This window comes from Shewanella sp. SG44-6 (assembly GCF_014164185.1).
In the GTDB taxonomy this organism is placed as follows: Bacteria; Pseudomonadota; Gammaproteobacteria; order Enterobacterales; family Shewanellaceae; genus Shewanella; species Shewanella vesiculosa.
In genome coordinates this window covers 1-22261 of sequence record NZ_JACJER010000076.1, presented here as the reverse complement: position 1 = coordinate 22261, position 22261 = coordinate 1, and the positions used below count along the sequence as shown (strand labels likewise).

General features: G+C 43.7%; 18 protein-coding genes. 10 read left to right on the top strand and 8 right to left on the bottom strand.

Annotated elements, in window-relative coordinates:
- Positions 1 to 380: 380 nt before the first annotated feature.
- Entirely contained in the window at positions 381 to 1292 is a 912-nt protein-coding gene (gene cynR, locus H5185_RS14155; RefSeq protein ID WP_182742411.1) for a transcriptional regulator CynR, read from the bottom strand.
- Positions 1293 to 1402: 110 nt separating this feature from the next.
- Here cynR and H5185_RS14150 point away from each other — a divergent pair, with 110 nt between their 5' ends.
- The 4 genes from H5185_RS14150 (at position 1403) to H5185_RS14135 (ending at position 4042) form a co-directional block, all read left to right on the top strand.
- Positions 1403 to 2062 carry a carbonic anhydrase gene (locus H5185_RS14150; RefSeq protein WP_124016779.1) on the top strand — a complete coding sequence of 220 codons (660 nt, stop codon included), beginning with the start codon at positions 1403 to 1405 and terminating at the stop codon, positions 2060 to 2062.
- Between the two features lie 24 nt (positions 2063 to 2086).
- Entirely contained in the window at positions 2087 to 2557 is a 471-nt protein-coding gene (gene cynS, locus H5185_RS14145) for a cyanase (protein ID WP_182698273.1), read from the top strand.
- A 72-nt stretch (positions 2558 to 2629) separates the two neighbouring features.
- Positions 2630 to 3838 (top strand): CynX/NimT family MFS transporter, encoded by a 1209-nt coding sequence (locus H5185_RS14140; protein WP_182742410.1) that lies wholly within the window; start codon positions 2630 to 2632, stop codon positions 3836 to 3838.
- Between the two features lie 36 nt (positions 3839 to 3874).
- Positions 3875 to 4042 carry a hypothetical protein gene (locus H5185_RS14135; RefSeq protein ID WP_182723195.1) on the top strand — a complete coding sequence of 56 codons (168 nt, stop codon included), beginning with the start codon at positions 3875 to 3877 and terminating at the stop codon, positions 4040 to 4042.
- 56 nt (positions 4043 to 4098) lie between these two features.
- Here H5185_RS14135 and H5185_RS14130 read toward each other — a convergent pair whose 3' ends face one another.
- Positions 4099 to 5298 (bottom strand): MFS transporter, encoded by a 1200-nt coding sequence (locus H5185_RS14130; RefSeq protein ID WP_310741668.1) that lies wholly within the window; start codon positions 5296 to 5298, stop codon positions 4099 to 4101.
- A gap of 117 nt (positions 5299 to 5415) precedes the next feature.
- On the opposite strand from H5185_RS14130, the gene H5185_RS14125 reads away from it, so the two are divergent.
- Positions 5416 to 6204: a helix-turn-helix domain-containing protein gene (locus H5185_RS14125; RefSeq protein ID WP_182698277.1), complete on the top strand. Its 789-nt coding sequence runs from the start codon at positions 5416 to 5418 to the stop codon at positions 6202 to 6204.
- A gap of 190 nt (positions 6205 to 6394) precedes the next feature.
- Here the strand turns inward: H5185_RS14125 and H5185_RS14120 are convergent, their stop codons facing one another.
- Together H5185_RS14120 and H5185_RS14115 are read right to left on the bottom strand one after the other, a co-directional pair.
- Positions 6395 to 8527 (bottom strand): TonB-dependent siderophore receptor, encoded by a 2133-nt coding sequence (locus H5185_RS14120; protein ID WP_182742408.1) that lies wholly within the window; start codon positions 8525 to 8527, stop codon positions 6395 to 6397.
- Positions 8528 to 8543: 16 nt separating this feature from the next.
- Positions 8544 to 9314, bottom strand: coding sequence for an HpcH/HpaI aldolase/citrate lyase family protein (locus H5185_RS14115; protein ID WP_182742414.1), 771 nt, complete (start codon positions 9312 to 9314; stop codon positions 8544 to 8546).
- Positions 9315 to 9635: 321 nt separating this feature from the next.
- On the opposite strand from H5185_RS14115, the gene H5185_RS14110 reads away from it, so the two are divergent.
- The 5 genes from H5185_RS14110 to H5185_RS14090 are packed head-to-tail and all read left to right on the top strand — an operon-like array spanning position 9636 to position 16982.
- Entirely contained in the window at positions 9636 to 10823 is a 1188-nt protein-coding gene (locus tag H5185_RS14110; protein ID WP_182742407.1) for an acetyl-CoA carboxylase biotin carboxylase subunit family protein, read from the top strand.
- Positions 10823 to 12658: an IucA/IucC family protein gene (locus H5185_RS14105; protein WP_220494467.1), complete on the top strand. Its 1836-nt coding sequence runs from the start codon at positions 10823 to 10825 to the stop codon at positions 12656 to 12658. Before H5185_RS14110 ends, H5185_RS14105 begins: the two co-directional genes overlap by 1 nt.
- On the top strand, positions 12655 to 13824 hold the full coding sequence (locus tag H5185_RS14100) for an MFS transporter (RefSeq protein WP_182742406.1): 1170 nt from the start codon (positions 12655 to 12657) through the stop codon (positions 13822 to 13824). Before H5185_RS14105 ends, H5185_RS14100 begins: the two co-directional genes overlap by 4 nt.
- Positions 13802 to 15739, top strand: a complete 1938-nt coding sequence (locus tag H5185_RS14095; RefSeq protein WP_182742405.1) for an IucA/IucC family siderophore biosynthesis protein — start codon at positions 13802 to 13804, stop codon at positions 15737 to 15739. The genes H5185_RS14100 and H5185_RS14095 overlap by 23 nt, the downstream gene beginning before the upstream one ends.
- The gene (locus H5185_RS14090; RefSeq protein WP_220494466.1) at positions 15732 to 16982 is read left to right on the top strand and encodes a type III PLP-dependent enzyme; all 1251 of its coding nucleotides are present in this window, start codon (positions 15732 to 15734) and stop codon (positions 16980 to 16982) included. Before H5185_RS14095 ends, H5185_RS14090 begins: the two co-directional genes overlap by 8 nt.
- Positions 16983 to 17077: 95 nt before the next feature.
- On the opposite strand, the gene H5185_RS14085 is transcribed toward H5185_RS14090, so the two are convergent.
- The 4 genes from H5185_RS14085 to H5185_RS14070 form a co-directional block, all read right to left on the bottom strand.
- Positions 17078 to 18055, bottom strand: a complete 978-nt coding sequence (locus H5185_RS14085) for a lipase chaperone family protein (protein ID WP_182742404.1) — start codon at positions 18053 to 18055, stop codon at positions 17078 to 17080.
- Between the two features lie 5 nt (positions 18056 to 18060).
- On the bottom strand, positions 18061 to 19032 hold the full coding sequence (locus H5185_RS14080; protein WP_182698284.1) for a triacylglycerol lipase: 972 nt from the start codon (positions 19030 to 19032) through the stop codon (positions 18061 to 18063).
- A 493-nt stretch (positions 19033 to 19525) separates the two neighbouring features.
- Positions 19526 to 21160 (bottom strand): endonuclease, encoded by a 1635-nt coding sequence (locus H5185_RS14075; RefSeq protein WP_182742403.1) that lies wholly within the window; start codon positions 21158 to 21160, stop codon positions 19526 to 19528.
- Positions 21161 to 21472: 312 nt separating this feature from the next.
- On the bottom strand, positions 21473 to 22261 hold a 789-nt coding region (locus H5185_RS14070), incomplete at its 5' end, for an ABC transporter substrate-binding protein (RefSeq protein WP_220494465.1).

Below are 22261 nucleotides of genomic sequence, written 5' to 3'. Positions count from 1 at the left end.
GTGCTTAATATCTTAGATAATATAATCGATTTAATACATTAAACAATATGATGTGTTATATGTATTATATGTGTTTAATGGCATGGCATACTTAATATATTAATTGTCATGGTTTACTTATCTATTTTAAGAGAAGGCTATAGTAGTAGAGTAAGTAGGTTAATATATTGATAGGTTTTCTAATGTTATCTAAATAAGTCTTTTATTATTTATCTTAGTTTAGTGACTAAAATTTATAAGAGTATACATTGTCGTCGAAAATCGCAGCGACGATAGCTAATAGGTCACTGCGAATCGTAATAATCAATACCTTGCCTTAAAATACCTATCACATTAATAAACAGCTTGATCCACACAGCCATAACCAATGAGCTAGCAACCTAATGTTGTTCGCTATCGCTTTCAACACAGTTATCTGGCTGACAATGCTGATGTGCTAAGGTTATAAACGCCTTCGCCGCCGCGGTTTGGTAGGCTCCTTTTCGCTGGAGCAATACTGCTGTACGTTGCAGTAAAGAGGGGGTTAGGGTGATAGCGACGAGTTCATCTCGCTCGCCAGTAATGTTTGACGGCAGCAAAGTGGCAAGCTGAGTATTGCGCACAATCTCAATAACTGCACTGAGTGAGTTAGCCTCCATCAACACCTTTGGTTGTACTTGATGCTGACGGCAATAACGTTCAATTTGTTCACGGGTAGCAAATTCATTACTTAATAATACCATTGACTGCTGGTTTAATATTTGCAGATTAACGACTGACTCTTGCGCAAGAGGGTGATCTTTTCTCACGACTAATGCCAAGGTTTCTACCAGAAGAGTCTGCGATTCAATATCCGCAGAATGCACATTTTCAAATGCGATACCGACATCAAATTCGTCGTCCAGCAATCGCTGTTCCATTTGCTCCTGTGACATTTCCTTCACGCTCAGTGTCACCTTGGGGTAACGCTGATGAAATACTTTTATCAAAGGACCGATAAGGTAGGTCGTAAAAGTTGGTGTAATAGCAATACGCAGTTCTCCACTACTGAGGTTTTTCACATCATTAATCGCTCGCTTGCCTTCTTGTAGATCCTGGAGGGCGTTACGCGCATAGCGGGCATACATTTCTCCAGCATCTGTTAGACGTACGCTGCGTCCTGAACGATCAAATAGCTGGCAACCTAATTGTTCTTCTAATTGTTTGATCTGCTGAGATAACGCCGGTTGTGAAACATACAGTGAAGTTGCAGCCCGAGTGAAGCTGCGATATTCCGCCACCGCGAGAAAATAGTTGATGTGTCGTAATAGCATATGCGATCCGATGTATAAGTATTGCTTATCGATATCATAATAAACCAGTATTTTACCTTATTCTAGTGTGGGCGTAGCATTCACTGTATTGCAAGGCAGAGGTCACTATGATGAAAAATATTATTGAAGGTTTTTTAAAGTTTAAAACTGACGTATTCCCCGAACGTGCAGAGATGTTCAAGAGTTTGGCTACCAGCCAACATCCACGCACATTATTCATTTCTTGCTCGGACAGTCGCTTAGTGCCTGAGTTGGTGACCCAGCATGAACCGGGTGGCCTGTTTGTTATTCGTAACGCCGGTAATATTGTACCGTCTTATGGGCCTGAACCCGGCGGTGTTTCGGCATCGGTGGAGTACGCCGTAACCGCATTGCAAGTCACCGACGTTGTTATCTGTGGACATTCTGATTGTGGAGCGATGACCGCGATTGCCACCTGCAAGTGTATGGATCACATGCCTGCGGTGGGCAGTTGGCTGCGCTATGCCGACTCTGCTCGTATCGTCAATGAAGCCCGCCAGCACACAAGTGAACGCGCACGGATTGAAGCTATGGTGCGAGAAAATGTCATCGCCCAGCTTGATAATATTAGAACGCATCCCTCGGTCCGCCTCGCGTTAGGAGAAGGCCGTCTGGCTTTGCACGGCTGGGTCTACGATATCGAGTCAGGCAGTATTGATGCCTTGGACTACCACACCAATACTTTCGTTTCCCTTGCGGACTATCCTGATGTCCGCGCAACCCACACACAGCTAAAGGTTGCTGTGTAAATAAAACACAATAGAGGTATTATTATGATCCAATCACAAATTAGCCATACTGCTCGCCAAGCATTAACCGATCTCATTATTGCAGCCAAAGCAGAAAAGAATCTTTCATTTGAACAAATCGCCCAGGGTACTGGCTTAAGTGATGTATTCGTTACAGCGGCTTTGCTAGGTCAGCAGCCTTTGCCAGCCGACGCCGCTAAGCAAGTTGGCGAAACGCTTGGTCTTGATGCTAGTGCGATTACGTTGCTGCAAGCTATCCCATTACGCGGCAGTGTTGAAAATAGTATCCCTACAGATCCGACGATTTATCGTTTCTACGAGATGATGCAAGTATACGGTACGACCTTAAAATCCTTAGTGCACGAACAGTTCGGTGATGGGATAATCAGCGCAATCAATTTTAAAATGGATATCAAGAAGGTTGAAGATCCTGAAGGTGGCTCGCGCGCAGTGATTACCCTTGATGGTAAATTCTTACCCTACAAGCCTTTTTAAAACCAAATCATTTCACCATAGTCGGCACTTAGTGCCGATTATTTTTTTCACCAATAGGATTATCCATTACTCATGAGTGAAGATCATACTACCGCAGCACGCCAGTCGGTATTATCCATGTTGTGGCCGATGCTCATTATTGCTGGGATGGCAATCAATTTACGGCCGACACTTACCGCCATAGGCCCTTTGCTGGACGACATTACTGCCACTACCGGTTTAGGCTTACAAGCCGCATCCTTACTTACAGTGTTACCTATGTTATGTATGGGGATATTTGCCTTATTGCTACCTTGGTTAGGCAGATTGTTTAGCGAGAGTGTTTGGATAACAGCAGGCCTTGTTGCAATTGCTTTGGCGAGTTTTTGGCGTTTATGGCTCAACGATAGTGGCGCGCTGATTGCCAGTGCATTGCTGGCGGGTACAGGCATCGCAATTATGCAGGCGATACTCCCTGGTTTAGTTAAACGCTGGTATCCACAACGTGTGCCACTAGCAATGGGAGGATATTCTGCCTCACTTATGGCTGGTGGAGGTATAGCCGCAGTCATTAGCCCGCTAGTGGCGAACCATCAAGGTCATTGGCAATCTGGGCTTGGTATTTGGCTAATACCGGCCTTGATAGCACTGTTATTATGGTGGACAAGGCCCAGAGAAAATCTACATATTAGCGACAATAGCGTTAAGATTAATTTTTTTACTAATCGCCGTGCATGGTTACTGGCTTGCTACTTTGGGCTGGCTAACGGCGGTTACGCCTGCATGATTGCATGGTTACCAAGTTATGCTCAGGAATTAGGTTGGAGCGCTCAAGATAGCGGTGAACTCATTGGGATTATGACGATATTTCAGGTAATTGGTGCTCTAGCTGCTCCGGCATTATCTGCTGGTCGTCTTGATAGACGTCCTTGGTTATTTTTTGCGGTCGGTATTCAACTAGTTGGATTTTGCGGATTAATGTTAGCGCCTGAGTTAATGTTAACCTCATGGGTTGCAATGATCGGCTACGGCCTTGGCGGCTGTTTTGCGCTGACTCTGACCGTAACGCTTGACCACTTATCTTCACCTAAGCTGGCCGGAGCATTAACCGCTTTTGTCCAAGGTGTTGGTTTTATAGTGACAGCGGTTATCCCTTACATCGCAGGAGCTCTTCGCCAATGGAGCGGCAGTTTTCAAACTTCCTGGCTTATGGTGATAGTGACCCTTACATTTATGTTTTTGGTTACCATAACGTTTTCGCCTAGCAGATATGCTAAGGCAATGAATTTAACCGCCGCTTAAAGGCTTATGGTTAGAGTTACATACTACAGGGAGGCTTTGAGCGCGCCAATTAAAGCTGCTGAGCTTGGGCAGAGCGATGCTCAATATGCTTTGGGGACACGATTAATTGCCAACCAAGATCAAGCTGAGGGTGATAAATGGATAAAACAAAGTGCTGAATTAGGCAATAAAAAAGCGCGTAAATATCTCAACCGCAGTCTGTAATATTTGCTAATCACATAACGGCTATAACGATGTTGCAATAGCCGCTTGGTGATTTTTTATCCGCTAACTGACTTGCTTAAGGTGGTGTTTCTGCCACCACCTAAACCGCATAAAGCACACAATACGCCTGCAATCGCACATAACCATAACGGAACATCCCAACTGCCGGTTGCAGTGTGTAGCGCGCCTGCGATCATAGGTCCAACGGCTGCCAGTAAATAGCCGACACTTTGTGACATACCAGAAAGTGATGCGGCTTGGTGCGGGTTATCGGTGCGCAAACTAATAAACGACAATCCTAAAATAAAACAAGCCCCAGAGCAAAAGCCCAGCATTAGTGTCCACACAAAAGCAAAGTGAGGCATATACAGCAGACCAAGGGCACTGAGCGCACTGAGTAGCGCCAGAATAAAGCTCAGCGCACTTTGATCTTTTAACTTAGCCAGTAACGGAATTAATGCTAAGCCTGGCAGTGCTGTCGCAATTTGAAAAGCGCCATGATACGCCCCGGCTTCAACGGCTGAGTGGCCAGTATCAGTCAGTATGCTTGGCAACCAAGTAATAATGATGTAATTCAGAAATGAGTTTAGGCCTAATAACAAACTAATTTGCCAGGCTAAAAGATAACGCCAAACACTTTTTGAGGCAGCCGATTGATGTGCACAATAGCTTGGTTTAGTGTGTTTACCCAGCTGAGCTGTCCAGACGATTAAGCTGGCAATTGTGATTATGGCTGCTGAGCCCAGAGCAAATTGCCAGCCTAAACCATTGAGTTGGCTAAGGGGAAATACCAAGGTTGAAAACCCACCAGAGGTGACTCCCATAGTCAGCACGTAGGCTGAGGTCATCAGTGCTACTTTCGTGGCAAAATCACGTTTAATCAGACTGGGTAATAACACGTTGGCAATCGCGATTCCGACACCAATAATAGCCGTACCGATAAAGAGCATGGTGGAGGAGTCGATAAATCGAGCGGCAATACCTAAAAATATCAGGATCAACGCGGTAAATAATGCGTGTTCTAAACCTTGTTTTCTAGCAAACACTGCCGCCATTGGTGAAATAACGGCAAAGGCAATTAACGGCAATGTCGTTAAAAAGCCTGCTTGCGATCCGGTCAGGCCAAAGTGACTAATAATTTGCTCCAGTACTGGGGCAATCCCAGTAAAAGGCGCGCGTAAATTTGCCGCAATAAGCAAAATGCCCAGCACCAGTAATATGCCTGAGAAGCGCGATTTCGGTTTGTTATGTAAGATAGCTGAAGTCATACCGTGTTTTTGTTTTTAGCGTCAATAATGGTCGCTAGTATAAAGATTTGCCGGACGTTATAATTTAGAAATAGTGACATTTAATGATTGAAAACTGACAAAACGATGTTTGATGCAATTGGCTGGGATGAAATCAAGAATTTTGAAGATATGCCGCAAGCTATTATCGCCAAAATTGAGCATACCTGTGCCAGCCACGAAATTCCGTTACACACTCACCCTAAAGGGCAGTTGATTTTAGCTTTGCATGGTTATGTCACCTGTGAGGTGTCTGCAAAAATGTGGATGGTGCCAACCCATAGTGCCATTTGGATCCCGGCAAATAAAGTCCACAGTAACCGCGCATCAGACAACGCCCAGTTATGTCACTTATTTATTGACAATACGATGTTCAAAATGCCGCTCAATACTTGTACTTTGGCGATTACGCCCTTAGTAAAAGAGCTGATGTGTGAGCTTGCAGGGCGTGATCAGCATTATGATTTATCCAGTAACACGGCACGATTAGCGCAGGTTTTATTGGATCAACTGATTGAGATGCCTATTCAGCATTTAGATGTTGCCTTGTCTAAACATGTTGTTATTCAGGCGATGAGTCAACAATTGATAAGCCAACCTAGCGACAGAAAAACACTACCACAATGGGCCGAACAATTTGCATTAACCGAGCGCACATTAGCGCGGCTGATCAAAAAAGAAACCGGTATGACATTTGGAAAGTGGCGCACCCAAATTCATATTATTACCTCACTGCAAGCGCTGTCAGATAAGCACAGTGTGCAGCATGTTTCTGAGTTATTAGGCTATGAGTCGGTCAGTGCTTTTATTACCATGTTTAAAAAAGTCATGAAAAAATCACCAATGAAGTACATGAGCGAATTAAAGGCTTACTAGCCTCAATCTAGGCTTATCAAACAAGCAACGCGGCTGCAATTTATTGGTGATGTTTTAGCATAAAATGGTATTTGAATAACGGATAAAAAAGCCCCAACATTTGTGTTGAGGCTGTGTTTTATATAGCCGTTTGGTATGCGATGAATTTGCTCGTTGAGCTGACAATACTCACCTTAGCAACTTAGCTTGATTAGAAGGTATAACCAACATCTAAGCTAAGTGAGCGACCTGCCGCGGCAACTCGTCCAGCGGGAGAAACATCTAAGCCTCTAAAGTAATACTGGTTATCAAATAGATTGTTAACCGATAAACCGACTTTTAAGCCGTGATTATCTTGTTTGAAAAACTCAGTGCCAATATTAAAGTTAACCACGGTATAAGCAGGCACTTCGCCTGCTGTGCCTGAAACATTCTCTTCTACTGTGTTAGCCAGATCAGAAAATGACTTGCTGTAGTAGAACGCCATCAAGCCTAAATCTATCTCGTTGATGCTATACATAGCACTGGCAGACAGTTGATGTTTAGACACATATGCTAATTCGTTCCCGGCAAATTCGCCGTCAAGTTGTTCGGTATCTAAATAATTATAGCTGCCACTTAATATCAAATCTGGAAGAGCCATTGGTGAATATGTGCCTTCTAGTTCAATACCTTGGTTACGCGTTTGGCCAATATTCACAAACATTCTGATATCGTTGTCGTATTCAATTTTGTTTTCAAAATCGATACGGTATGCCGCAATACTTAAGTTACTTCTTGGTGTGGGGGTAAAGCGCACACCGGCTTCATAGTTCCAAGATAGCTCTGACTCCAGAGTTTGATCTTTAGGCCATAACTGTGAAATTTGTGGTGTTCTGAGTGAACGTTGCGCATTGGTATAAGCAAACCAATTTGAACTGAATTCATAACCTAAGGTGATCCCAGGTAGCCATTCGGTAACATGGTTATCTTGGCTATAGTCTTGACCAAGATTGCTAAAGGTCATATGAACATCTTCATATCTCAGGCCTGGGGTAATCGATAATGTATCATCAAAAAAGCCCAGTTTGTTGCTGACATAGTAAGCCATGGCATTGGTATCCATCTGCCAGTCACGTGGTCGAGTTGCGACTTGTGACGATTTGTCTATGTGGTTAAGTTGATAACTAATGTCTTCATTAACGTAACGTACACCAGCAATAATATGCTGACTGATATCGCCGTCAATAAGAAGACTTGTCGTGGGTTCGATACCAAATACGGTAAAGTCTCGTGGGGAGTTACGCAAATGAGTGGCTTCTTGTGTGGTATCACTCCAGCTTGTTCCTAGATTGCCGTCGGTGTCTTGGCTGGCATCATAAAAGTCCCACTGGAAATTACGTGAGCTTTTATTACCAAATACGCTGAGATCAACTTCGCCATAGTCGATGATGCTCGAATCATCGAGAACATGATTGTATTTTAATGCGACCCGTTTAGTGTCTGCGTTAAATTCATCATTAGGACGTAAAGATTGCTCTCGATCGGCTTCATAGGCTGGTGTGTTCAGCGCACCTGGTAGTTCAGAAAATGCATCGTAGTATTGTAATGTCGCATCTAAGCTATTTTGCTCATCGATATTCCATACGGTTTTTAACATCAGGTTTTTAATATCGGTTTCTGAGTGTTCACGAAACGATTCACCCTTGGTTATGTTGCCATCAAAACGCATCGAAAAGTCATCATTAACGGCGCCACCGGTACTAATGTTGGTATCAAATAGGTTACGGCTGTCACCAAAGAAGGTCATCCGTTCATTGACGCTGGTTTCCCAGTCAGTTGGGATCGACTTTGAAATAAGATTAATGACTCCACCGACGTTGTTCGGGCCATATTGGATTGATGCGCCACCGCGAGCAACATCGATTCTATCGATCATAAATAAGGTTGCTGGGAATAATGACTGTCCAGTGTGGCCATATGGCGCTAGTGTCATTGGAATGCCATCCAGTAATACTTGGGCGTAGCCGCTGCGGCTGCTGTCTAAGCCACGTACAGAGATATTAGGCAGAATACCGGTTCCGGTTTCATCCTTAATTTTGATCCCCGGGACTTGTTGTAATGCGGTATCGATTGATCGTGCCGCCGTTCGTGATATTTGATCCGCTGTAATGATGGAGCGGTTACCGGTATAGGTTTTTAAATCTGCTACTTCAGAATTGCCTAGCAGGCTGCCCGTTACCACAATCACTTCAGGCTTGGTTTTAGGCTGACTTTTGTCAGCAAACGCTGAAGAACTTGCAAGACTGGCAGTGATTGCGACAGCAATGGTGGTCAAAGTAAATCTGGTTTTTTCAGTTAACATGCATATTCCCTATGTATCATTTAGTCTGTTTTAATGTGTCAAGTTGGTGCTTAAACGTTTTGAAAATCATGCCGCGGTCTTCACCGATTAAAAATGCTTTTGTGCCTTTTTCATGCCAGCTCGCTTGTTGTTCTGGAGTGCGAGGAATGGCGCAAAAGGTGACATTTTGGGCTTGGCAAAGGTGGGCCATTTTATGGATTTGGGCTTGAACATCGGCGTGGGTAACTTGTGTGCCATAACCTAGAGATAAGCTGAGATCTAATGCGCCTTCGATAATCATATCGACTTGCGCTAGCTTGACGATGTCAGGTAATGCCGCCATGCCATTGATGCATTCAATCATCAGACACACCACCACTTCTCGATTCGCTAAATCTATATAGTCTTGGAGGGCAAGGGTGCCAAAACCGGTATTACGTCCTCCCGAAATACCTCGAGTACCCAAGGGGGGATATTTAGCGGCTGCAATCGCATTGTTTGCCATTGCCAGGCTAGATACTCTCGACACTACAATTCCAGCCGCTCCAGCATCTAAAACTCTACCTATGGTTGCGGCGTTGTCGTCTGGCACTCTGACTAGCAGTGGCAGCCCTGAGCAATTTGCTGCACGAATGCAGTGTGCCAAAGTGTCATCTGAGATAAGTACATGCTCAGTATCTAGAACGGCAAAATCAAATCCGGCATAAGCAAACATTTCACATATGACTGGAGAGGGAACTGAATTTAAGATCCCAAAAACCGTTTCTTGGTTGCTTAGTTTTGATTTGAGCGAGTGGAAGAACAGCATAATGGTCAAAATATTTTTTGTTAATGATTTCGATAATTATTCTCATTTGCGTTTGCCGGGTCAAGTAGTTTATGACGACTTGCTTACGATGCCGTTACAAAATTTTCTGCTTTAGTAATATTTTTCCTTATTTTCCAATTAGTTTAAGCCAAGTAGTCATTTTTTATTAATGTCATTTTCGAATGTAAATTTTATTTAAATAGTAATGATTATCATTTACATTGTTTCGGTGCAGCGAGAATCCTCATCCTAGTTACCGTGATTGAGGACCATATTGCCGTTAAATAGCGTTAGTATTTTTTGAGTATAGGAATGTAAGTTATGCAACCTAAATTAGTTTTGATTACACATGTGGAAAATCGAGCTGTGGTGGAAGGTTTTGTACCAGCGGCACTCAATTTAGGCTACGAAATATGGTTACTGACCGATCATGGTTTAGCACATAAACAATATTTTGTCGGCCAAACACAGTCTCCAGATCATATTATCGAATGTGATGTATTCAACCCTCTTGCCATTATCGATTGCTTACATACTTTAGGTGTTTCACCCGATATCGTTTTTTCTAATAGTGATCACTTGCAAACATCAACTGCGATGGTGGCTGATTATTTTGCCTGCGCAGCGAAAAATTGGCATGTGTGTTACCAAGCTAAAAATAAAGCGGCGATGCGTGCTAAGTTATTGGCGCTTGGTTTACCCAGCACATGGGCTTTTAGTTGGTCTGTAGGATATGACTTACCTAGTAATATGCCATTTCCTTTAGTCGCGAAACCTCGTGAAGGTGTTGCGAGTATGGGAGTGGCTTTATGCCAAAATACTGAAGAATTAATGGCATATGCGGCCAACATCGGTTGTTCAGAGAGTGTGATTTTGCTTGAGTCTTATTTGCAAGGGCCACTATTTACATTAGAAACCCTAGGCGATGGCCAGACCTTGCATGCCATAGGTGGGTTTGATGTGTCTTTATCGCCCCCGCCTTATTTTATTGAAACTCAAGCCTATTGGAATGGGGCAATTTGCACGCAATATCGTCAACAAGCATTGGCTCAGATTAGCGCTTTTGGGATTAATTTTGGGGTGTGCCACAGTGAATTTATATTGACAGACAGCGGACCGGTTTTAGTTGAAATGAATTACCGTAGTATCGGCGATGGCCGCGAGTTTCTTCTTAATGATGTGCTTAATTTTAACTGGTTTGAAACGATTTTATTAGTCCACGCAGGTAAGGAGTTAGCTGAATTAGATACCGACACCAGTGATGCCTTAATCCGCTATTTCCCGGCTAACGAAGAGGGCAGTCTTAGTGCGTGTCCTATGCCATTAGCGGTGGATCATTTAACCCATCATGCACACTATTTGCCTATTAAGTCGATAGGCGATGAAATTCGACTCAGTCATTCCAATAAAGATTACCTTGGCGTGCTTACGGTTTGGGGGCGGGATTTTTTGAGTCTTCAGGCCACGGCTGATGTGTTATCGCAGGATTTAACCTGGGAGTTTAACTAATGATAATGACCACGGATAAACAGTATATCGGCCAACGTATTATCGATGCCTGCCTCAGAGAAAATGTCTGTGAACTGATGTCTAAAGGCGAGATTGTCGCGGCAATACCGCCAGCATTAAACCGACACTGGCCCGACGCTATGCCTGCCGCTTGGCTTAAGGTCAGTCATTTTTCGCAGCGAGTTATCTATGTTCCAGTGATCGCCAGTCAATATATGCAGACATGGCGAGCCGTCTCTGATACTTGGCTAAGCCACAAGCTGACTAACAAAAATGATACCCCATGGTACCAGCAAGGTTATCGAGCTTGGCTTACGGAATTGGCCGCAGATTTACCGCCAGAATCTAACGCCCTGTTCCTCGACTATATTGCAGAAGCGGACTGTGCGGTATCCCATAGGGCGCTTTGTCGACAAGCATTTAATGCTCGGAAAGAGGCATTAAGTGTCCCATTGAGCACCATCAAAGATTGGCATAAAAGTATGCTGTTCAGCGATCAGGTCGCATCGTATTTAGACCATCCTTATTATCCAACCGCACGAGCCAAAGTCGGTTTTGACTCTCAAGCGATGACATTATTTGCACCAGAGTTTGCCGCCCAATTTGAGCTTTATTGGTTAGCGATTTCTAAAGAATTAGTAACGTTAACCTCGTTAGTGCCAGAGTGTTGGCCAAGTATGACTGAGGTTGGACTCGATGAGTCGCTCACAGACACACATTGTTTATTTCCATTACATCCGTTAACGGCTCTCAGTTTGGATGTCTTGCCAGAGGGAGTGCTTCTTGCTCCTCAATCGGCGCTTACGGTGCAGGCCAGTTTATCCGTCCGAACATTGGCTGTGGTCAATACTCCAGGCGTGCATATTAAGGTGCCATTATTGATGGCGACCTTAGGGGCTAAGAATATTCGCTCCATAAAACCGAGTACTTTATATGACGGACATTGGTTTGAACGCACGTTGACAGCATTGGCGCAACGCGATGATGTATTAGGTGAGAGCATTGAGCATGTGGATGAACAACATGGTGGTCACTTAGGCGACCATAAATTGTTTGCTTATATTGTGCGTCGTTATCCACCAACCATGCAAGATAAGCAGTTAGTTCCAGTTGCTGCACTTGCCAGTGTCATGCCTGACGGACGCCTATATTTAGCGCATTTAGCGGATCGATATTACCAAGGCTATTGGGATGTTTGGTTTAGCCAATATTTACAGCTTATGCTCAAGGTGCATTTACGTTTGTGGTTAAAGTATGGCATCGCATTAGAGTCAAACCAGCAAAATGCTATTTTGGCCTATCATCAAGATTCACGCTTATCCTTAGTGATGAAAGACAATGACTCAGCCAGATTGCTGGTGAGTCGTTATCAAGCGAGTTTGTCAAAAGCCGAAGCGCTTGAACATGATGCAGCACAACTTATCGATCGCAGGATCATAGTTAATGATGATCAAGCCTTAGCACAAATGTTTACCACGATTACCTTGCAGCTTGATATAGCCGCCATTATTGAAGCGATTGCCGAAGCGGGAATGGCACCAGCATGGCAGCTTTATCGTCAATTGCGTGATTGTTTAATCGACCAATTAGCGTCGCTCCAGGCGCAGGGAATAGAGACTGACTATGCTCGGAATTATTTGCTAAATCAGCCCATGCTGCCAGTTAAATACCTGCTTTGCTCTGGCAGCTTGCTGAGTAAAGCGCAATCAGGCGCGACCGATGTCAATAAATTTTATGGCCAAAGTGCACCAAACTTTTTACGTGCTTCGCGAGAGCAATCTCAGCTTGAACAGCACGATGAAGACGTTTTTGCATTGGGTGAGGCCGTAGTATGAGAGTGATTTCAGTTGTACTGTTTTGTCACTTTCTCACGGCATTTACTGCTCTAGGCATGCCACTTTTTCTCCCTCGGATGCTGGCGAGTTTAGGGGGAGATGAATCAGGTTATCTGGTGGGGCTAATGTTTATTGTGCCGACGATCTGCACCGCATTATCGGCACCTTGGTGGGGCAAGTTTGCCGATAGGTATGGCAAGAAGACTTCATTGTTGCGGGCTCAAATCGGTTTAGTGTTGGGGTTCTTGTTATCCGGTTTTGCTGATTCCGTATCTATGTTTGCTATCGGCTTAGTCGTACAAGGGATCAGTGGCGGTACGCTTGCAGCATCGAATGCTTATTTGAGTCGCTTTTATCAAGGTAAGGCTTTAGCTAATAACCTTAATCTGACTCAAAGTTCTGCACGATTAGCTTTAGTGAGTGCACCAATCATCTTAGGTCTATTTACTCATATTGATGATCCATTAATGATTTATCGTGTGCTGGCATTACTGCCTTTGCTGGCATTGTTTATTTGCATCGGCTTACCAAAAGATGACGTGGTCGTCAGTCAGGCTGTTGCGGCTAGATCAATCATTGCCCCACCGACAAGCGCTCAGAGTCAGACCTTCTATAAGGTACTTTGGTTACAGTTTTTCTTCTGTTTTGCCATGGTTGTGACCTTTCCCTACTTTCTGCCATACAGTGAACAGCTGGGCATTGAGGGGGATGCATTAAGTGGTTTTTACTATAGCCTGCCACACCTTATCTATTTGTTATTGGCCTTTAATATTAAATCCATAACCTTGTCTGCTAAGTCGCAAACTCAACTTGGACTCGTCCTGTTTGCTGGGGCGTGTTTAGGGCAATTTTTATTGCATAACAGCACTGGCTTATGGGCTCTGCGGGTTTTGTTTGGATTAGGTATGGTGCTTATTTTCAATGGTCTGCATCTCATTGTCAGCCGCAGTATTGAGCAAGGTAGCGCCGGACTTTCCTTTGGTCGTTTCGATGCTTGGGGTAAATGGGCCGGTGTGATTGCAGGAATTGGTGCGAGCAGCGTGACTCAAGTAGCCGGGTTGCAGTTTCCTTTTTTACTCGCAGCATTGAGCTGTGGTTGTGCACTAGTAGGGCTTAAGTTTTTTTACAAGGAGGTAGAGCAACATGTTTATGCAATCCAAGAGTGATATTAAGCCAGTGCAGGCTAAATATAGCCTGCAGATTTACTGCGAACAGGCCGAATTTAATGCAATAAGCTGTTTGCTTAATTGCTACTTACGCGAGTTTGCCATTGTACGTCAAGAGGTTGATTTTGATGATACTCATCCAGATTGCCCACTTTCCTTGTCGCAGTGTTTAACGCGCGACCAGCAAAAAGTTCGTCTCAAGCTTCCTGAGTCGAACGCCACATTGCTGTTCGTTGCCGACAGAGTGAGCTTGCTTGGTCGAATTCGTTTTACCCCTCAGCTCTATTTAAAAAAGTTAGGCTGTGTTTGGCAACTCAGTAGTGCTGAACAGATAACACAACTGCTGTTAGCGCACCTGGCCAAGATCACCAGTACTGAGTTTAATCATGAGTTATTAGCCCAAATAGACAACAGTATTGCGGTAACCCAAGCATTTTTGCAGCGGTTATCGCAACAGGCTCCCACTGAGAATCAGTTGTTAAGTTATGCTGGCGCGGGGCTTATTGCCTCTGAGCAAAGCTTGCTTTGGGGGCATGCTATGCATCCGACCCCAAAAAGTCGTCATGGTGTGGCGTTCGATGACATGTTGGCTTGTTCGCCAGAGATTAAGGCTAATTTTTGCTTATATTGGTTTAAAGTTGATCCCAGTTTGGTTAAGCAGTTGTACTGCACCGAAGTAAAACCGATGGACTGGATTAACAAAATAAAGCCACAGAAAGCTTGCTTATACCCTTGTCACCCCTGGGAAGTTAACACCATCTTTGAGCAGCCGTTAGTGCGCAAAGCCATCGCAGCAGGCTTAATTGAACCCTTGGGACAAATCGGCACAGAGGTGTATCCAACCTCATCGGTTAGAACCACTTATTTACCCGACATTAATCAGTTTATGAAGTTTTCTATTCATGTCCGCTTAACCAATTGCGTGCGTAAAAATGCTTGGTATGAACTTGAAAGTGCAGTGATCTTAAGCAAAATCTTGATGACAGTGGCCGCAGAGGCCCGTATGCATTGCCCGCATTTTACTTTGATGGCAGAGCCGGGGGCCAGCACATTAGATTTAAGCGGATTGCTGGATGAAGACAAGGATATGCACAGTAATCGGGCCCAAAGTCTTATGGTGTCGGAGTGTTTCGGTATTCTCTACCGTGAGGGTATAGAAAATCACTTGCTTGAACGATATAAGCCATTGATGGCTGGTGCATTATTTGCTTGGGATCATCAAGGCAAGAGTGTGTGCGAAATGCGCCTTATGGCACTATCTAAGCACAGACATCAAACTTATCAGCAAACCGTTATTCAATGGTTTAGCGCCTATGTTGACGTATTACTCCCCGGGATATTTTACTTTTTCTTTAAGCGAGGCGTGGCATTTGAACCTCATTTACAAAACACAGTCGTAGGGTTTGAAGAGGGAATACCAGCCTATATTTGGCTGCGAGATCTTGAAGGAACCAAACTCGTGCCTGAGTTTTGGCCGAGCGAGTCGCTTGAAGGATTATCACAAGAAGCCAAGGCTTCTGTTTACTACAGCCGAGACCAGGGCTGGAACCGAATAGCTTATTGCAGCTTGATTAATAATGTCAGCGAAGCAATATTTCATTTAGCTGCTGGCAGCCAGCAATTAGAAGCTAAATTGTGGCAGGTCGTCGCCAATGTGATACGTCAGTGGCAGCACATCGAAGGTGAGCAACCTGAGCTGGCAGGTTTATTACATGGTGATCCGATTCCCTCAAAAAATAACTTGAGTACCCGTCTATTTATGCAGGCCGATCGGTTATCGGGTTATACCCGCTTGCCTAATCCAATGGTTCATCGTCGAGATGATCACGCAGAGGCAACGACATCCGAGCCAGTCGACATTGCAGCATCAGAGATAGCCACATCCCAACTACTGCCTGGAGTTTATTGTGGATAAAATCATTAATGCGATTTCGACTTTAACGTCACAACAAGATCCGCACGCTCCTTTGTGTGCTTATATTTACGATCTCGAACAACTTAAGTCCCATGCCAATGCGATGGTAAAAGCGTTACCGAGTAATTGTGAGCTTTACTATGCCGCTAAAGCTAACCCTGAAGCCGAAGTATTGGCTGCATTAGCACCGATAGTACATGGTTTTGAAGCGGCTTCAGGTGGCGAGCTTAATTGGTTGCATCAATGTCAGCCGCAGATGCAGTTGATTTTCGGTGGCCCGGGTAAATTAATATCAGAGCTCTCTCAGGCAATCGATCTAAAGGTTGATGCTATTCATGTTGAGAGTCTGACCGAGCTGCGACGTATCATTGCCCTTTGTCTGCAAAAACAATGTCACTGTCGCATCTTATTACGGATGAATATTGCATTAGAGGGCATCGCCGAAACTCGTCTAACGATGGGCGGTAAACCCACGCCATTTGGTATCGACGTGAGTGAACTCGATGCCGCCATGGATCTTTTACGTGACCAGCCCAAATTATCCGGCATACCTTTAGTCGAGCTGGTGGGCTTTCATTTTCATTTAATGTCACATCAGTTGGATGTTGAGCGTCATCTGGCTTTGATGGCATTGTATTTTTCAACCTTTAAAACATGGTGCCATCAATATGGTTTGCGTTTACCGTTACTGAATGTCGGTGGCGGTATAGGTATTAATTATGCCGATCCTCAGCAAGTATTCGACTGGTCGTCTTTTTGTGTTGGACTGGCTCATTTGATTGCCGAGTTGAACATGGAAGAGGTGAAGATTAGGTTTGAGTGTGGCCGATTTGTCAGCGCCGCAATGGGATACTATGTCATGCAAGTATTAGACATTAAACGCAATCATGGTCAATGGTTTGCCATAGGTCATGGTGGTACTCATCACTTTAGAACTCCAGCAGCCCAAGATCATAACCATCCTTTTTTTGTACTGAACCAAGATGGATTGTCGGCGCATAAGAGACAGCGTGTTGACACTGAATTGGCTTTGGATGCATCGATAACGCCGGTGCTGAGCAATCAGCTGGTGACGCTTGTTGGGCAACTGTGTACTCCTAAAGATGTGCTGGCGAAACAGCAGTATGTTAAATCATTAGCCGTGGGTGATTACCTCGTATTTACTCATGCTGGTGCGTATGCATGGAATATCTCACATCAACACTTTTTGATGCATGCCGCGCCTAGGCGGTTATTTGTGTAAACTAGATACCCGTTCAGGCTATGTTATTTTCGGTTACGGTAACTAGCCTAAACGGGTCAATGGCACAGCGATGAGTTAATCGATTGGATAGTAGATTAAGGCTTGATTAACTCAGGATGATTAACAAACACGGTTAAGCGTTTTTGTTCATTCGGGGTAAATTGCTGTTGTTGATATTGTGCTAAAGCCTGTTGCTGTTCAGTGTCTGGAAAATGGGCTATTTGTTGTTGATAATTCTGGTACAAGGTCACTTTATTTTGCCAATCTAGATTGTTTTTTTGAGTTGCTTGTACTCGTTCAAGCACTTCTTGGCTCATGTCTGCGTTTATCCCTGTAATTAGGTCGCTGTGTGGTGATGTGCCCTCTAAATAAGCGCTGATATCATTGGCCATCAGTGTTGGCGTAATGGCTCGGCGTTCTTCTTCATCCAGTTGGCTGATTTGATGCGCGAGTAACTCCGCTTTTTGTTCTCTGGTCAAACTGCTATCTTGTCGAATTCTCAGCCGCTCAAATGCTTGTTGATCATATTTGTTGTCCTTGGCAAAAAATGCATCTATTTCGAGTGCCGAAAAATAGCTTTGCTGCAATAGATGGGCCTGCTCGATAAAATCAAATGTCATGGTTAAATCAATATCGCCGTCTATTGCAGGACTGGCGTCCTTTAAAGAAGCTATCGCGATTTTATAGTCACGGTAACGCTGAAACAATGCGGCAAGTTTAGCGTGCGCAGCGGCACTAAGGTCAAGTGTACTGGCTAATGTAGACAGTAGGTTTTCCAGTGAGGTTGTTTTATCTTGATGCTGCAAAATAATGTCGTCAAAATCCCAGCGAAGTGCTTGAGATAACCGCAGTGGCTGACCTAATGTGTTTTTGCCAATAGGTGCAGTTTTCACTGTAGTTTCTGGTGTGAATAATGTTGAGTTAGACTCAAAGGTAGGTAATTTATCAGAGGCCAATAGCTCTGCTTGGTGTTTATGCATCAATGATGCGGTCAATAGCACGATAAAAAGGGCGAGCAAAAGTATGCCCACCCATAATCGCGGATTTTGAGCGAGTGAAAATCCACTTTTCATCTTGTTTATAAACCTAATTGCTGTAAACGATTAAGATGCTGGCGATATAAGGTTTCTGGATTAGTTTCAAACCAACTAACTAGCCCCAAGGTTTGGTTTACTTCATCTAAGTGGTTCATTTTATAATTGTCTTTAATCACTTTACCTAGATGAGAACTACAGCCAGAGACAAGGCCGTCGTTAGGTTCACCAAAAACTAAGCTGGTTAAGCTCAGTGGGTAATCCGATGGATCAACAACATGCGTTAATGGGCTGGTACCTGACCAGGAGAAATAATACACACCATTGTTTGCTCGTTGTTGGCCCTGACCACAATATTGGCTCGGAATACCTTCAGGATAAGCTTGGTTAAATGCAATAGAGCCACGGGTGGTGAGTGATGTCATCGCTGCGATACTATCTGTCGGTAGGCCGTTATTGCCTGATATGCCAGAAATAATACCGGCTAACAAATTAATACCTTGTTGTGCCAGATATTCTGTATTGGAGTTTGCGGGAATGATCCCACGTGCTAAGTCGGCCACACGGCTACCCCAGTTAACACCACCAATAGACGTTACCGAAGCCACCATTTCTGGACTGACACTGGCGACATAGCGAATTGTTGGACCACCATGGCTATGGCCAATCAAGTTAACTTTTTTTGCCCCTGTTTGTGCTAGTACGGCTTGAACAAAAGTACGTAACTGCTCCCCTCTGACTTCGCTTGAGTTAGCGGGTGACACGCTAGCAACAAAAACTTGAGCGCCTTGCTGACGTAAGGTTTGCGGTATTCTGTAAAAATAATCTACCCCCCAAATATCATCAAAACCAAATAAACCGTGAACGAGCACCACAGGGTATTTTGTTCCTTGAGCATAGGCTTGCTGTGGCGCAAGTGACAATAGCGTAATACCGGCTAAAAATAATGCGCTAAGTGTTGCGGATTTAACCTGAGATACCTTTATTAATATTTTTAACACACTGGTTTTCATCATTTATCCTCCCCAAAGGTGCAATGATGTATTGCATAAAATGTTTAAGTCTTGTTGGATCCCGATTCTATGTAATGCTTGATCGAGTAAATTAGTATTAACGTATGTTTAACAACTAAACAAGGGTTAACATTTGTACAGCTGGGCAAGGGAGCCCAGGTTTTTTGCTGTTTAAAACAAGGCTATGAGTTGGTTCCTATGTGTCATCTTCATTATTGATGTTTTTAATACGACAGTATGCTGCGGTTACTTTTTTTGATAATGCGAAATAAAAATCTAATGAGTATGCAGGCATTTGTGAGGCGGCAATATTCGATGGGATTAACAAAACCCAGTCTTATGTTGTGAAGCAATAAGGGCTATTTTTGCGAAACCTCGCACTTTATCGCTGATAAATGAATGAATTGGTTAAGCTATTGCTCTGTTGTATCGGGCCTTAGAATAAAAACGCAGCCTATATGGCTGCGCTTAATCATTTACCTATGATGGCTAATACCTACTGGCACGATGCGCCATATAGCTCACTTGCCCAGCCGCTATTATCAATAAAAGGATTACGATTTTTCTGCCATTCGAAGATACGGTTATTTCGGCGGCGTTCCCAGTCACTGACGGGATCTTGCAGGTGCCAATTTAACAAGGTACACAGATCGCCCAATAACGCAGCGCCAGTATTGGTTGTGCCATTTGCGATGCTTAAATCAGGCGTGCTGCTGTTATCATTGCCTTCATAACGTACATCCATATAAAAGATCATTCGCGCCACATCGCCTTTGACTTCATCCATTGGCTCAAAGCTATCAGCATCGGTATGGTTGCCTGGTGCTTCTGATATTTCGCTGCCACCCACATCAAAATCTTTGTTACCACGGCTGCTGTTAACAGAGACATCGGCTGGTCGAAGATGATGTAAATCTGTATAGGCATACTGACTGCTGTCAGGAAATCCATGACTTTTAGCCCAAACGTGTTCACGATTCCATGCATCTTGTGAGTTACTCATACCTGCACGATTGGTTTTGGGTTCTGAACGGCCGGTATACAATAAAATGACATTGTTACTATTGGCTGGGTCTTCGTCGGCATAACCCAATCCATCCCATACTTGACTATAACTAAAGCGCGTATGGCCTTTAATTATCTGATTCAGACTCGCTTTAAGTGCTGCACCAGATTGGCCAATGGCAGCTGCATAGTAGGTGTTGAACGCATAATTGCTGTTATCTCCAGCGGATCCGTCTCCCTCACCAGTGCCTGTGCCACCACCCGTATCCGTGTTAACGGTATAATTAAGTACAAGGCTGACACCACTGAAGGCAGCATAAGATTGAAGGTTAATGTAGTAACGTCCTGCAACAGGGTTACTAATAGGGCACTGCTCATTATTACCTGACATATAAGGCGCGCAATCATATTCACTTGATGTCGGTTCACTACCTTGGCGCACATAAAGATCGGCATCTCCACTGCCGCCGCTCATGGTCACCGTCACTTGAGTGGCATTAGCAGGAAGGTCGGCAAGGTATTTTAGTGTTTGGCCTGTACTGGCAGTTAAATTAGTTTTAGCTTGACCATTACCGAGTTGATTATCGCTAACGCCGCCAGTACCACCACAATTAGTGGTCAGTGAACCTGTGCTTGGTGTCCCTGGGGTATTACTTGCGTTCCAATCGGCCGCTGATTTAGTGTTGAGTACCGTGGTGCGATATAACGACACATCTTGAACATTTAAAGACCACCCAGAAATGCCGCCTTCCCAAGCCACGACATCTATTTCTTGGGCACCTTTATTTAAGCGCACAAAATCGCCAGAGTTACCTAATGCTAAGGGCATCCCAGACAGATCGGGTAATAGATTAAATAAGTTATTAAAACCGGCAGAGTTTGCTGCTACGGTGAAGTACTCTCCAGAGGCTAAACTGCCTTGCAAGTTATAGCTGCTGCCGTTATCGCTAATTTGATATTGGCTCAGGTCGATAACATCACATCCAGCATTAAACAGCTCAACATACTCTTCAGTGCTGTCATTATTAGGTGTGTCATACAGAACTTCACTAATGAGCAAGTTAGCATTTACATTGAATGCTAATCCTGTCAAAAGTGCAGCGATAGATAGTTTTGATATTGTCATTACTCATGTGCTCTTATGTTTATAGTTTTATTCAGCGCTTAAATGAACTGACCCCCAAAGACTTAATTCACACTTATAAAGTATGATAATAAACTGTTGTTACAGTTTAAATTCTTTTAAATACAATATTGTAACAATTAGGGTGGGTCAATGAACGGATCCCATTGTATGGACAACAGTCTTACTTGAGCTTAATGGCTGCAATGTGCAATTGTGGATTACACGGGCGCTGGACTTGATAACTATGGGGAGATGCAAGCGTATTCGGATGGATCATTGAGTGCAGGTTTACAGTTATCTATTGCAGTAATATCACTTGTTTTGTCGCATTTCTTGTAGCGAAGCGTCCAAAACAGCTTGAGGATTAAACTTAGATAGACCGTTATTAAGAATCTCTAACCACTTTTTTCCTTGCTGATTATTCTCGAATGCAACATGCAAGCTCTTAGATTCTAATATTTTTTCATTAATTTGCAGCAGATCCGCAATTTCTGCAATTTGAGGGTCTGACTTTAGGAAATCGTACACATTAACGTCAATTATAATCGCGTTAATACGACCCGCAGCGAGTTTCAAGATGTTTTGTTTATCATTTCTTGCGGTTTCAATTTTTTGACTGCCATCTAATATCATCGCATCAATTTCAACCGTATTGAGATAACCAGTGATGACACCTAAGGTGTAATTATTTAAGTCACTCACGTTATGCCAAGCTATGGGATCTGTTTTTCGTTCAAGTAATCCTAACGAACTATGTCCTAAAGAGTCAGACAGCAAAAATTCATCTGTGGCCGTATCATATTCAGGAAAGTATCCCGCGGCATAGCCCATCTTCACCATTCTTATAGCCCGATTCCAAGGTAAAACCGTGATCCTAAGTTTATGACCTTCATTGTTTAATGCATGTTCTACTATCTGGCTCGTAATGCCTTTATTGATTAAACGAGATCCCGTGAATGGCGGCCATTCAAGAGTTGAGAGTTCAAGGGTGTCTGATATAGCGTTATACGACATGACTAACGTGAGTAATGTACTTAAGCATAATATGTTTCGCCTAGCTTTTAACACAGAGATCATGTTTTCCCTTTTATTTCTTATTTT